General features: G+C 28.6%; 10 protein-coding genes. 1 reads left to right on the plus strand and 9 read right to left on the minus strand.

Going from position 1 to position 15,056, the window contains the following annotated elements:
- Window positions 1-136: 136 nt before the first annotated feature.
- From dsbA to ftsY, 9 genes are all read right to left on the minus strand, one after another.
- On the minus strand, window positions 137-766 hold the full coding sequence (gene dsbA, locus M9394_RS01525) for a thiol:disulfide interchange protein DsbA (RefSeq protein ID WP_250247594.1): 630 nt from the start codon (window positions 764-766) through the stop codon (window positions 137-139).
- Between the two features lie 625 nt (window positions 767-1,391).
- Window positions 1,392-2,855, minus strand: coding sequence for a 4-hydroxy-3-polyprenylbenzoate decarboxylase (ubiD, locus tag M9394_RS01530; protein ID WP_250247153.1), 1,464 nt, complete (start codon window positions 2,853-2,855; stop codon window positions 1,392-1,394).
- Window positions 2,856-3,064: 209 nt separating this feature from the next.
- On the minus strand, window positions 3,065-4,705 hold the full coding sequence (gene ubiB, locus M9394_RS01535; RefSeq protein ID WP_250247152.1) for a ubiquinone biosynthesis regulatory protein kinase UbiB: 1,641 nt from the start codon (window positions 4,703-4,705) through the stop codon (window positions 3,065-3,067).
- 588 nt (window positions 4,706-5,293) lie between these two features.
- A complete protein-coding gene (ubiE, locus tag M9394_RS01540; RefSeq protein WP_420022157.1) occupies window positions 5,294-6,058 on the minus strand; it encodes a bifunctional demethylmenaquinone methyltransferase/2-methoxy-6-polyprenyl-1,4-benzoquinol methylase UbiE in 765 nt (254 codons plus the stop codon).
- Window positions 6,059-6,159: 101 nt separating this feature from the next.
- Complete coding sequence (gene rmuC / locus M9394_RS01545) at window positions 6,160-7,701, minus strand: DNA recombination protein RmuC (RefSeq protein WP_250250216.1); 1,542 nt, start codon at window positions 7,699-7,701, stop codon at window positions 6,160-6,162.
- Between the two features lie 269 nt (window positions 7,702-7,970).
- Complete coding sequence (udp, locus tag M9394_RS01550) at window positions 7,971-8,765, minus strand: uridine phosphorylase (RefSeq protein ID WP_250247150.1); 795 nt, start codon at window positions 8,763-8,765, stop codon at window positions 7,971-7,973.
- A gap of 235 nt (window positions 8,766-9,000) precedes the next feature.
- Window positions 9,001-11,295 (minus strand): 5-methyltetrahydropteroyltriglutamate--homocysteine S-methyltransferase, encoded by a 2,295-nt coding sequence (gene metE, locus M9394_RS01555; protein ID WP_250250218.1) that lies wholly within the window; start codon window positions 11,293-11,295, stop codon window positions 9,001-9,003.
- A 305-nt stretch (window positions 11,296-11,600) separates the two neighbouring features.
- Window positions 11,601-12,449, minus strand: coding sequence for an RNA polymerase sigma factor RpoH (gene rpoH, locus M9394_RS01560; RefSeq protein ID WP_250250220.1), 849 nt, complete (start codon window positions 12,447-12,449; stop codon window positions 11,601-11,603).
- 606 nt (window positions 12,450-13,055) lie between these two features.
- Window positions 13,056-13,982 carry a signal recognition particle-docking protein FtsY gene (gene ftsY, locus M9394_RS01565; RefSeq protein WP_250250222.1) on the minus strand — a complete coding sequence of 309 codons (927 nt, stop codon included), beginning with the start codon at window positions 13,980-13,982 and terminating at the stop codon, window positions 13,056-13,058.
- A gap of 398 nt (window positions 13,983-14,380) precedes the next feature.
- On the opposite strand from ftsY, the gene rsmD reads away from it, so the two are divergent.
- Window positions 14,381-14,968, plus strand: coding sequence for a 16S rRNA (guanine(966)-N(2))-methyltransferase RsmD (gene rsmD / locus M9394_RS01570; protein WP_250247144.1), 588 nt, complete (start codon window positions 14,381-14,383; stop codon window positions 14,966-14,968).
- Window positions 14,969-15,056 lie beyond the last annotated feature (88 nt).

Consider the following 15,056-nt stretch of genomic DNA (forward strand, 5'->3'; position numbering starts at 1 on the left):
TACTAAAAAATATTAACTATAAGGCTATTATAAACAACAAAATAATAAAATCAATGAAGTCATTTCGTAAAATAATTTCAATAAAAAATAGAATACTTGTATATGTCAGTATGATGATATAATGAATATGCAAAAATTACGTTTTATCTATAAGTAAATTTAGCAACTCACAAAATTGCTTTATATAAGCGTTAACTGATGATATATCTAACTTCTCGTTTTTTATCATATATTTCCCATTGATAAATATTGATGGTACTCCTCTCAAACGAAAATTTATTGCTGCTTGTTCCTGATCTAAAATTAAAGATTTCACTAATACGCTATCCCAAGCAATATCAAATTCTTCTGCATTGACACCAGATTTAATGAATATTTCACGAATATCTTCCACAGTGTGAATAGATTGTTGTTTTTGTATCGCTGTAAATAATATAGGGCTGATTCTATTTTCTATTCTTAATGCTATTGCTACAGCCCAAGCATGTGTCAATTGTTTTCCTAAATTACCTAGAAAATTCACATGATATTTATAAAAATTTACATTTTTAGGCAATGTTTGTTCTATATTATTAGAAATATGATAAATTTCTTCGAATTGATAGCAATGTGGACAGTAAAAAGAAAAAAATTCCAATAATTGAGGTGCATTGTGAATCGGTTTATTTAGTCGAATGTATTGCCTGCCTTCTGTAATTGAAGATGAAATACTTTTACATGAAAATATCAAATGAATTACTATCCAAATAAGATGCAATTTTTTCATACCCCCTCCTAATAAGTACATAAATATTTCATATAAAAATATAAATATTGTACTATTATTTAGAATACTATTCTAAATTAGTTAATATTAAAATTAATTTAATTATTGATGTGTATTTTATTTATAATATATTACATTGTGTAATATGTATTTGAGCTTGTGTGATTGTTATAAGTTAATAGAGTGTATGATTGTTGTATCAAGTAGATATAGATAATAATCAAATAAAAAATATTTTTATCTGTTTAAGTATAATTGTTAGTCATAAAATATTTTTATAGGTAGCATATAGTATTATTAAATACTGCTTATTTTGTATAAAAATTTACATTAAAACTATTTAATGTATATATAAAATGTAGATATTTTCATGATTATAATATATCACTACAGACGTGTTTCTAACGTTATACTTAGAACGTTTATGTCATGATTATATGTTGTTATTAACAGAGATCTTATATAAATTTATTTTTTAATATAGAAATAATGTATGTGATGATTTATTTATAATAAATTGCAGTATATCTCTTTGTTTTTATTATAAAAAATCCATCATATTACTTGTGTTTAATTTTGCGCATCTTACTTAATTGTATTATTTTTTATTGTAATAATATTATGTCTATATGTCTAATTTGTCCCAAATACTATCAATATAATGTCGTACCGTGTCGCGCATTTTAATTGGAATACCCCATTCTCTTTCAGTTTCCCCGGGCCATTTATTTGTTGCATCCATACCTATTTTGGAGCCTAAACCAGAAATAGGACTAGAGAAATCAAGATAATCAATTGGGGTGTTTTTTACTATTATGGTATCTCGATCAGGGTCCATACGTGTAGTTATCGCCCATACTACATCATTCCAATCCCGAGCATTAATATCATCGTCACATACGATAATAAATTTAGTATACATAAATTGTTTTAAAAAAGACCATATCCCAAAAATTATACGTTTAGCGTGTCCAATATATTGTTTTTTTATAGTTACAATAGCTAATCTATATGAGCAACCTTCAGGAGGTAAATAAAAATCTGTAATTTCTGGGAATTGCTTTTGTATGATAGGAATGAACATTTCATTCATTGCCATTCCAAGAATCGCAGGCTCATCTAGTGGACGACCAGTATACGTGGAATGATAAATTGGATTATTCCGTTGGGTAATATGGGTAATAGTGCATACTGGAAATTTAGCAGTAGTATTGTAATATCCTGTATGGTCTCCAAAGGGGCCTTCTATTGCTGTTTCATCTCGTTCTAAATATCCTTCCAATACAATTTCAGAATTAGCTGGAACATCTAAGTCGCATGAAATACATTTAATTACTTCAGTTCTACAACCTCTTAGTAAACCAGAAAAAGCATATTCTGATAGTGTATCAGGAATAGGAACTACTGCTCCTATTAAAGTAGCTGGATCAGCGCCTAACGCTACAGTAATTGGAAATCTTCTCTCTGAAGTATTTTTATGCCATTCTTGAAAATCTAATGCACCGCCACGATGAGATAACCATCTCATAATGATTTTGTTTTTAGATAGTACTTGTTGACGATAAATTCCAAGATTTTGTCGTTTACTTTTTAGACCACGCGTTATCGTGATACCCCAAGTAATTATAGGAGATACGTCTTGAGGCCAGCAACGCATTATTGGCATATGTGTGATATCTACATCTTGATTACACCAAACATTTTCTTGGCACGGAGCTGTACTGACACGTTTAATCGGCATATGTAGAATATGACGAAAATGAGGTATTTTAGAAAAAAAATCATGTACTCCTGTCGGTAATTCAGGTTCTCTTAAAAATGCAAGTAACTTTCCAACATCACGCAAAGACAAAATGTTTTCTTTTCCCATGCCTAAAGCTATTCTATTAGGGGTACCAAATAAATTACAAAGAACCGGTATTGTATATCCTGTAGGATTTTCAAAAAAAAGCGCTGGACCTCCAGATTTAATAGTGCGGTCAGCAATTTCTGTTATTTCCAAATCAGGATTAATAGGAAATTTAATTCTTTTTAAGTCTCCCCTATGTTCTAAGATTTTTATAAAATCACGTAAATCTTTATATTTCATAGGCTGTTAATAATCATTAAATGTTGTTATGATTCATAATAATATTACAAAATATCGTATAATTGTCATTAAGTATAGTTTTAAAGTTATGATTGAATTAATCAACATTATTATATTTCAGAATTCATTTAATATAGGATGTTTCGTTGAATTGTTCAAATAAACTTGTATTAGAAAATAAAATTCAATTGGACAGTAATAGCATATTCTTATTGTATGATACGTTTCCAACCTATTGTCCAAATAAAGATTCCAATTACAAATAAAAAAATAGAAAAAATTTTTAAATATTTATCCTGTATGTATAAGAAAATACTGCTGGTAACTAATGTTGCACCAACACCGAATAAAAATAACGCTTGACCGTGATTAGTTCGCTGAGTTCTTAACTCTCTTATTAATATTTCTATTTTTTTTTGTAACATACAAGAACGTTTAAATTCATTAGATAATAAAGTAGGTAATTCTGGTATTTTATCTATCCAATAGGGTATCTTGTCTTTTAAAGTACATATTGTTGTTGAAAATTTTAATTGATCCCGCATCCATCCTTCTAAAAAAGGTTGAGCAGATTTCCAAAGATTTAGATTTGGATATAATTGTCTAACTATTCCTTCGACGTACAATAAAGTTTTTTGTAGTAAAATTAATTGGGGTTGTATTTCCATATTAAAATATCGTGCAGTATTAAATAAATGTAACAATATTTTACTGAAAGGAATTTTTTCTAACGGTTGTTCAAAAATTGGTTCAAATACTGTTCTCATAGCGCATTCAAAATCTTCAATGTTAGTATCAAAGGGTATCCAACCTGAATCAAGATGCAATTCAGCTATTTTACGATAATCATGATTGAAAAATGCTATGAAATTTGCTGCTAAATAGTATTTATCTTTTTTATTTAAAGATCCGACAATACCGCAATCAACACTAATATATTTTGGATTTCCTGGGTGTTTATAACTAATAAAAATGTTACCAGGATGCATATCTCCGTGAAAAAAACTATCTCGAAATACTTGAGTAAAAAATATTTCTATTCCGCGTTCTGCTAATAATTTCATATTAGTTTTTTGTTTTTTGAGCGCAACTAAATCATATACCGGTATACCATAGATACGCTCCATAACCATAACGTTTTCGCTACAAAAATCTACATATACTTTAGGTATGTATAATATTTGACTTTTTTTAAAATTTCTTCTCAATTGAATAGTATTCGCTGTTTCTTTTAGCAAATTAAGCTCATTAAAAAGAGTTTTTTCATATTCTGAAACAACTTCTGAAAACTTAAATTTCCGTCCTTCTGGTAAAAATTTACAAATCCATTTGGCTAATCTATACATTAAACATATATCTATTTTAATAATAGGTAAAAGACCGGGTCGAATAATTTTAATTACTATATCTTTATTGTTTTTTTTTAATCTGGCAGAATGTACCTGCGAAATAGATGCAGATGCCAATGGTATTTCTTGAAAATCTTTAAACCATGTTTCCAATGAATTCCCAATAGCTCGTTCTATACACATTTTAGCAACAATTCCATCGAAAGGTGCCACACGATCTTGTAGTATTGATAATTGATCTGCAACAGAATCTGGAAAGATATCGCGTCGAGTGGAAAGCATTTGCCCAAATTTAATCCATATTGGACCTAACTCCTGTAATGCTAAACGAAATCGTTCTCCTAAAGTTAGTTGAGAATGCTTATTTAAAACGTGTAAAATAAATCTACTACCTATTCTTAATGGAAAAATTAGTCGATGAGTAGGAACAAAATCACTTAGTCCGTAATTTAAGATTGTTTTAATTATAGAATACAATCGACATAACTCATCAACCAGCATCAGATTTCCTATAATTTGTTTAAAATGATTAAGCAATTATTCAGTTTTATATTTAAATAATCCATCTTTATAAAGATTACTTTTAGTTCATTAGACTTATACCGTGTTCTTACATATCAAGTGTAGTTATATGTAAACATTTTTAATTAAAATGCACTTTTTCTAATAAAAATCTATAAGTATTAAATGAAATTTCATCCGTTTGATAAAATATAAGTTTGACTGTAAGTATAATAAATACTAATAATATTAAAACTAGATACGAGCTTACACTATTTAATTAAATTTTAAGTTAATTAAACATCCTCTCTAATCTTAATATGAATATATTCATCTACTGTATTAGAGGTTGTTCATTCACATGATAATACAGTATTACTGTATATTCTATTTTCATCTAATTTATTTTTTTACAAATATAAAAATAAATAATTGTTTCTTACTAAGATATAAAATAGTTGGATATCATAGTTTTGTGCGCTCGAAATAAAATACCTTTACAGAATTTGATAAATATTCACGTTCTTGACAATCTTAACAAGACAATGACACTGTCGATGTTAATAATTCACTGAATATCAATATTTTTTAACATTTATAAGCGCAATGCAATACAGCAATCCCAAAAGTCATATTGAAATATTCAACATTGTTGAATCCTGTTCGTATTATCATGTTTTTTAAAGTTTCTTGATCTGGATGCATACGAATAGATTCTACAAGATAACGATAACTATTAATATCTTGAGTTATACATTCACCTATTTTAGGTAAAATATAAAATGAATATAAATCATATATTTTATGCAATACTTTAAAAGTAGGCACCCCGAAATCCAAAATTAATAATTTTCCTCTAGGTTTTAATACTCTATGTATTGAAAATAATGCTTGTTCTTTATTTGTAAAATTGCGTAATCCAAAAGAAACAGCAACGCAATCAAAAGTATTTTCAGAAAAAGGTAAAGCTTCAGCGTCAGCTTGTATATATATTACATTATTTAATATACCTAAATTGCGTAATTTTTTTTGTCCTATATGTAGCATGGAATCATTGATATCTGCTAGTACTACAATCCCTGTATTACCTACTAACCGGGAAAATTGAATACTTAAATCTCCAGTACCTCCGGCTAAATCCAGTACAGTACATCCGGCGTATACTTCGCTGCGATAAATCATAAATCGTTTCCACATTCTATGTATCCCAAATGACATTAAATCATTCATTAAATCATACTGTGATGCTACAGTATGGAATATATTAGACACTAATGATGTTTTCTTATCTTTGTAAACATTTTGAAAACCAAAGTGAGTCATTTCTTTTTCAGATTTATTTTTCATATTCATCATTATCGAAACATTTATCATTAAATTTCTACTTATCAAAAAACTAATTTTCCTAAAAAAGCACTATGATTGTATCAAGTCACATACTTTAATGTACCAAATCAAGAATTTGATAAAGATTTATGACATATATTTTCAGTGATATTATCTTCAAAATTAGATACATCGGAAGAATTGTTTTTTGTATCACATAAAAATATAGAATGCGGTGGAATCACATTAGTAACAATTGGTTGTTTTATTTGCACTCCAAGTGCTCGAAAACTTTCCGCTTGACTTATAATATTACCTTTTCCTTCAGAAAATTTATTCTTTGCTGCACTATAAACAACTTCTGCCTTATTCAGATAAAGGCCAATTTTATTCAAGTCATCCATAAACAGCCGTAGTTTGTCATACAATCTTCCTGCTTTATCAGCAATTTTTTTAGCATGGCAATTTTGATATTCATAACGCCATAAGTTATTAATAGTGCGCAAAGCTATTAACAGTGTTGTAGGGCTAATTAACATAATATTACACCGCATAGCATCTGTTAATAATGATGCTTCTTTTTTGATAGCTAACATAAAAGCTGATTCAATAGGGACAAACATTAAAATATAATCTAATGTGTTTAATCCAAATAATTTTTGATAATCTTTTTTGCTTAATGATTTTATATGAGCACGCAATGAATGTACGTGGTCAATGACAGCTAACCGTTGATCTTCTTCGCTATCGCTATTGAAATAACGTTCATAAGCCACCAGAGATACTTTAGAATCAATTATTACATCTTTACCATGGGGTAAATGTATAATTACATCAGGTTGCAATCTATTTCCATCAGTTTGTTTTATGCTGACTTGTACATGAAATTCATGACCTTCACGCATACCAGAAGCTTCTAATGCACGAGTTAAAATTATTTCTCCCCAGCTACCTTGTGTTTTATTGTTTCCTTTTAGTGCTTGTGTTAGATTAATAGTTTCTTGAGTGATTTTTGCATTCAATTGATGTAAATTACGAATTTCATATGTCAGGGTATGTCTGGATTGTTCTTCTTTTGAGAAATTGTTTTGGATTTGACTTCTAAATCCTTCTAACTGTTCTTTTAATGGATATAACGTTCTCTCAAGAGTTATTCGATTTTGTTGATCTATCTTATTTCCGTTTTGTTCAAAAATGCGATTTGCCAAATTTTCAAATTGCATAGTTAATCGGTTTTCACTATTGATGAACAACTTATGTTTTTCTTCTGTTGCTAATTTATATTCTTCTAAACGAATATTTAATTCTTGTATTTTTAATTCTTGAGAATGATTTAAATTTAATTGCACATGTAATTCATTATTTAGTTTTTCACATTTTTGATGATAATGATTTAATAATTTTAAACGCTCTTCAGCAGTGGATAATTTACCATGTAGTTCATAGATCACTTGTGATTTTTTTTGCAATTTCTGTTCAATATTATAACGTAAGGCAGACTCATTTTTTAAATTTTGTGTAGTTACACATAAAGCATTCTCATGAGATGCATAAGCATTATTATATTTTTTAATATATCGTTTTCTTATAATCTTAAAAAATATTCCAGATATTAAGAAACCTGCAAATATGCTAATTATGTTATACAAATAAAATAAGGTAATTGGCATATATTCTCTGCCATACAATATCTTCATAAATAATCTTTATAATAATTACTTATTATTAATCATTATATACAATGTATCAATAGTTTAGGAATACAAATAGACGTAGACTTTGTATCATGTTGTGGATAACATGTTACTTAGACAATACAACATACTAAATTCCATTCTAGATTTTTTATTTAAAAAAAATAATATGTTATTTTAAAATTTTTTGTCAGTGACTGAATATATTAAAATGAATAGAAATATTTAAAGAATAATAATCAATATTATTCCGCATAAGGGTATAAAGTATTGCTTTTATTCAGAAGAATAAAAGCGCCTTCTATTGCAACTTTTATTGCCATATATTCAGTATGATGTATTAAAGTAACGTTTGGAATTTCTTTTTGTGTGCGATTTACAACAACACCTGTAACAACTCCTGCTCGTAATCCTTGAGTTAAACACATAGTTAGTAGTGTTGCAGATTCCATTTCATAACTCATAACTCCCAGTTTTTTCCATTCTTCCATGGAGCCACGCAATTTTTGAATAACTCGCCCAGAATATGTATCCTGTCTTTCTTGTCCAGGATAAAATGTATCTGAAGATACGGTTACACCAAAATGTGATTTAATGCCAATGTTCTTAGCTGCTTGAATTAAAGCCATAGTACATGACAAATCTGCTACCGCTGGAAATTCTAATGGAGCAAAGTGTTGACTTGCTCCATCACAGCGAACAGCAGCAGTGACAATCAACACATCGCCTGTTTTTATATATTTTTGGATAGCTCCTGCGGTGCCTACACGTAAGAATGTACGTATGCCTAATTGAGATAATTCTTCTACCACAATAGAAGTAGATGGACCGCCTATACCGGTAGAACAAACAATTATTGTCTCTTCATTGATTTTTGCGGACCAAGTTGTAAATTCTCGATTACTAAAAATGTATTCTGCCCCATCCATCAGAGAAGCTATTTTTTTAACTCTATTAGGATCTCCTGGAAGAATAGCTAAAGTTGCTCCTTGAAGGTCCCCGATCTTTAAACCTAAATGAAATGCATGAGTTATAGTCATAATAAAACTATCACATGTTTTTAAAAGTTATTGAGAATGTTTAAAATTAGTGGGAAACTTTTCTAAAGTCTTTATTATATGAATATAAATAAAAAATATCAATTTTAACTGATTCAATGATCGTTCCTTAAATAGATAATTTCATAATCAACCCATGATATCACCAATAAATCTGGTAATTCTATCTTGATATTGATTGTATAGCAATCAATTAATAAAAATTATTAGCCGTAATTTACGATGAATAAAATTGTTTACGCAATAATTTAGCTGCAGATACCATATTATTCAATGAATGTTTAATTTCAGGCCATGATCTTGTTTTTAATCCACAATCAGGATTAATCCATAAACGTTGTTTTGGGATATATTTTAACAATTGATTAATTCTGCTGATAAGATCATTTTGGGTTGGTTCATTTGGAGAATGAATATCGTATATTCCTGGGCCAATTTCATTTAAATCCTTTATTACATGTCGTATAGATTCTAATATTTTTTCATCTGACCTAGCTGCTTCTATACTGATAACATCCGCATCTAATGCTAGAATAGCATAAATGATATCACTAAATTCAGAATAACACATATGAGTATGAATCTGAGTATCATCTTTCACTGATGATACAGTGATCCTAAAGACATTAATTGCCCATTCTAAATATTGTTTTTGATCAGAACATTTTAAAGGCAATCCTTCTCGCAAAGCTGGCTCATCAATTTGTATGATTCCAATGCCAGATTTTTCCAAGTCTATTACTTCATCACGTATCGACAATGCTAATTGCAATGCTATTGTTTTTCGTTGTATATCCTCGCGTGGGAACGACCAAGACATTATGGTGACAGGTCCAGTTAATATACCTTTTATCGGTTTATTAGTTAATGACTGAGCATAACTTATCCATTCTATAGTAATGGGTTTTGAACGACTAATATCCCCGATAATTACTGGAGGTTTTACACAACGTGAACCATAACTTTGTACCCACCCATTTTGGGTAAATATAAATCCATTTAAATTCTCTCCAAAATATTCTACCATGTCATTTCTTTCTGGTTCTCCATGCACTAAAATATCTAAATCTAATTTTTCTTGTTCCATAATAACTTTTTTAATGTAACTCTTAATACCAAGATGATAATCTTCTTTGTTGATTTGGTTATTTTTGAAGCGCGAACGAAGTTTACGAATTTCTTCAGTTTGAGGAAATGAACCGATAGTAGTTGTTGGAAATAATGGTAAATTCAGTTTCTTATGCTGTAATGTAACTCTTTTTGTGTACGGAGAAGATCTAGAATAGGCAATTTCATTGATATGTTCGAGACGTTTCTTAACTTGTATATTATGAATTGTACTAGAATACGATCGTAAGTTATTAGAAACATAATATTCACTAAGTGTATCTTCATATGTCGCGCCACTTGTATTTTTAGCATTCAACGCAGCGCATAACATTTTTATTTCGTAACATTTTTGCAGCGCAAAAGCAAACCATTCTTTAATGTGTTTATCTAATTTTATCTCCGTATTTAGATCAATAGGACTGTGTAATAAGGAACAAGAAGAACCTATCCATAGTCTGCGCTCGTCTACTAAAGGGTATAGTTTTTTAAACCAATCATGTAAATTAGTTTTCCATACATTACGTCCGTTAACTACTCCTGCCGATAATATCCAATGTTTTGGTAGTCGTGCATGCAGCAAAGGTATATTATCAGGATTGGAAACCAGATCCACATGTAGACCATCTATTTTTAATTGCGTAATAATATCCAATTGATGATATATGCTGTCGAAGTAAGTAGTTAATAGTAATTTAACTTTTCCATGAAGTTGTTCATACGCGCTTAAATATGCATTTAGCCATTGCAATGGTAGCTCCAAAACTAGTATAGGCTCATCAATTTGTATCCAATCAATATTTTTTGATAATAAAATATCTAATATTTCTTGATATACCGATAATAAATTAGGTAATAATGACAAACGATCAAATTTTTTTCCTTTTACTTTTCCTAACCAAAGATAACTAATTGGACCAAGTAGTATTGGTTTTACTGTATATTTTAGAGACAAAGCTTCATCTATTTCGTCAAATAATTGAGTCCAATTTAGCTTAAATTCCTGAGTGGGAACAAATTCGGGTACTATATAGTGATAATTTGTATTAAACCATTTTTTCATTTCCGAAGGTGGTATCAGTTTTTTGTTTAAAGAATACCCTCGGCTTATTCTAAACAATGTATTTAAATTAATATTTTCTTGACCAATACGATGCCTATCTGGAATATTATTGAGCATCAAGCTAGTAGTTAAAACATGATCATACCACGCGAAATCACCTACTGTGGTCCAGTCGATACCGGAATCTTTCTGTTGTTTCCAATGACGTATGCGCAATGTACGACCTATTTCTAATAATTTATCTTCTTTGATTTTTCCATCCCAATAATATTCTAGGGCATACTTTAGTTCTCTATGTAATCCAATACGAGGAAATCCTAATATATGACCGACAATTGTCATAATTTACTCCATGAGCTATTTTCATTATATGAAGTACTAATAAAAATTTATAGTAAAAACATTTAAAAAAAGTGTTATGGCGCCAACAGGCAATCTGGTTATTGCAAAATAACTTTACACTAATGCTATAACTATATAACTTTTTTCAAAATTAAAAATGTGTAACATCAAAAAATCATTAATAAACGTGAATTATATCAAATTGATATACTACAATCAAACAATTAAAAATTAATAAGTATATATGCATTTTAACAATTTTTATATTATTCGGTTCCACCAATGAAATTCAAAAAAATTTTTAATTAATTTTGTATAATTAGTTTCATTTTTTTCATGGCATTTTTTTCTAATTGACGTACTCGTTCAGCAGACACACCGTATTGATTAGCTAATTCTTGTAATGTACTTTTATTATCTACATTTAACCATCGGGCACGAATAATATGTTGACTGCGTTTATCTAAAGTCTTTATAGCTGCATTTAATTTATCACTAACTTGATCAATCCATTCCTCTTCTTCATTAGAGGAAACAATTTTGTCTTGTAAATATAAAATAGGTGCTATTGATATTCCTCGATTATCTTCATCTGCAGATTGTTCAAAAGTCATATCTTGCGCTGACATTCGGGATTCCATTTCGCGCACGTCTTTGCTAGTCACATTTAACGCTTTTGCGACTATTTCTATTTCTCCTGCATTAAACCAACCTAAACGTTGTTTAGTTTTACGTAGATTAAAAAATAATTTACGCTGTGCTTTAGTAGTGGCTATTTTTACAATACGCCAATTTTTTAAAACATATTCATGAATTTCGGATTTAATCCAGTGTACAGCAAATGATACTAAACGAACATCTAATTCTGGATTAAATCGACGAACAGCTTTCATTAAACCAATATTACCTTCTTGTATTAAATCGGCCTGAGGTAATCCATAACCAGAATAATTACGAGAAACATGAACAACAAATCTTAGATGTGATACAATGAGTTTTTTTGCAGCATCTAAATCACCATTATAATATAAGCGTTTAGCTAACGTTTTTTCTTCTTCTGCTGTTAACATAGTATAAGCATTGGCTACTCTTATATAAGCTTCTAAATTCCCTTGAGGAATTAAAGTTACATTTTTTTGTATATATTTAGGCATGTATTCTCCTAAAATAACCATGTATACGCAGATAATTATGGGTGCATCATGCGTCTGTATGTAATTGCATCAGAACCATTATAAAAAATTTTGTATCAACAATAAAATGATATATGACACTTAAATAGTGTATATTATATACATAATCATCATTGATTTTATTGCTAATTCTAATTATATATAATATATCATAAATTACCTATTATAACTAATCATTATCCTTAATAACATCAAACACCTCATAGATAATTTTAGTACAATCTGAATTTCAAATGAACATTGATGATGCGTGGATCATGGATAGAATATACAGATACCGACAAATGCGGTCGATTTGTTTGTTGTTATCAATCTGTGCTATTTTTAAATTTTATTTTTTAATTAATATTCTGGGTTTTATGACTTTTTTACTTCAATAAATTATAAATGCTATTTTAATTATTCAAACTTAGTCTCTTTTAATTAAAACTCTCTGAAGGCATCATAAATATGAATAACATTATTTTCAATAATTATTTATAAAAATATTTTTGTTGCTATTCAGATTAATATCTTATTTTTAAAAGACACCCATATAAATTATAAGTAGTGTTTTTGTTATTAAGTTTACTCTTTTAAAATAGCTTCAACAAAATTGTGTGATTTAAATGATTGTAAATCATCAATATTTTGCCCTATCCCAATATATCGTATTGGTATTGAAAAATGATCAGCAATAGATAAAAGAGTTCCTCCTTTAGCACTACCGTCTAATTTGGTCATAATTATTCCTGTAACTTTAATAGCTTCATTGAACATGCGTACTTGATTTATAGAATTTTGTCCGATATTGGCATCAAGAACTAACATGGTTTCATGAGGTGCCGCTGCATCAATTTTTGTTATTACTCTAATAATTTTTTTTAGTTCTTCCATAGCATATATTTTATTTTGTAATCTACCTGCGGTATCTATAATAAGTAAATCAACAGATTTTATTTTAGCTATTTTAACAGCATCAAAAACTATTGAAGCAGCATCAGAAGTGGTATTTTTTGTGATGACTGCGATGCAACCACTACGTTTTCCCAAAATTTCTAACTGATCTGCAGCTGCGGCTCTACAGGTATCCCCTGCTGCTAGCATTACAGTTTTATTCTTTAATCGGTAATAATGTGCTAATTTTCCAATAGTAGTAGTTTTTCCAACACCATTAACCCCTACCATTAATATAATAAATGGTTTTTTTTCTTGTAAAAGTAATGGTTTGTCGATAAGTGTGACTATTTTTAACATTTCGTTACGTAATGCATCGTGAAAAGATTGTTCATTACAATCAGTATTAAAACTAATATAATTTCTCAAGTTATTAATGATTTTTTGGGTAGTATGTATGTTTACATCTGCGATTAATAATTGATTCTTAATTTTATCTAATATAACAGTATCAATTCTTTTATTGCGAATTAACTCTATTATGTTATCACCTAATTTTTTTCGAGTATTCAACAAACTCTGTTTCAGTCTATTAAATAAATTATATGCACGATTCATATAGATTTACCTCATAATTATCATTAACATATACGATGTTATTTTTTATTTATTTTGATGTTCTTTATTACGTACTTTGTTAATCAATTTTAATTGATATTGCTTATTTTGTATTTTTTTTTAAAAATACAAAATGTTTACATGTAATACACTACACATAATTGCATGGCGCAAATACAACTAATGAAGAGTATAACAAAAAATAAATGGAGTGTAGATATACGAAACATTAGAAACTATAACCGTCACAGTTCTATAGTTTATGTATAAGTAATTAGGTTTATATAGCATAAAAACAAATTGATAATTCATGGCCCATAATAAAAAAATCTTTTCATTTCAAAAAATAAAGATATCCTGTGAATTATTATTTTAAGATATAAAAATATAATAGATGTATGAAAAATAAATTACATTTAAGTGTATCCAGAAAAATTAAGATTATTGGCGGTAAATGGAAGGGAAGAAACATACCAATTACTCGGAATTCTAAGATACGTCCAACTACTAATCGCATGCGTGAAATATTATTTAGTTGGCTTAATCCTATTATTTCTAGAGCGATATGTTTAGATTGTTTTGCTGGAAGCGGTGCATTAGGTCTAGAATCATTATCTAGAGGAGCTAACAAAGTAACTTTTTTAGATAATAATCATATTTGTATTACCGCATTGATGAAAATCATGCAGTTTTTTTCAGCATATAACAGTGAGGTAATATATACTGATTGTCGTTCTTGGTTACAACAATCGACTACGACTTATAATGTCGTCTTTCTTGATCCTCCTTTTCAAGATAATATTATACCTGAAGTTATTTTTTTATTAGAAAAGTATAATCTATTGGAAAAAGAATCTTGGATTTATATAGAAACTTCAAAAAAAAGAAATATTTTTAATACTAATATAATTCCGAATTATTGGGTTTTATATCACAAAAAAATTACTCGAAATGTCATGTATTATCTCTTTTTAAGAAGATCATAGAATGTTTAAATATAATAAAAACACTACTTAAAACATATTATTTCACACGTCTACCACGATTGGATATGGTTTTTTGCATCAAAGAATC

It is taken from the genome of Candidatus Blochmanniella camponoti (genome assembly GCF_023585825.1).
Classification (GTDB): Bacteria; Pseudomonadota; Gammaproteobacteria; order Enterobacterales; family Enterobacteriaceae; genus Blochmanniella; species Blochmanniella camponoti.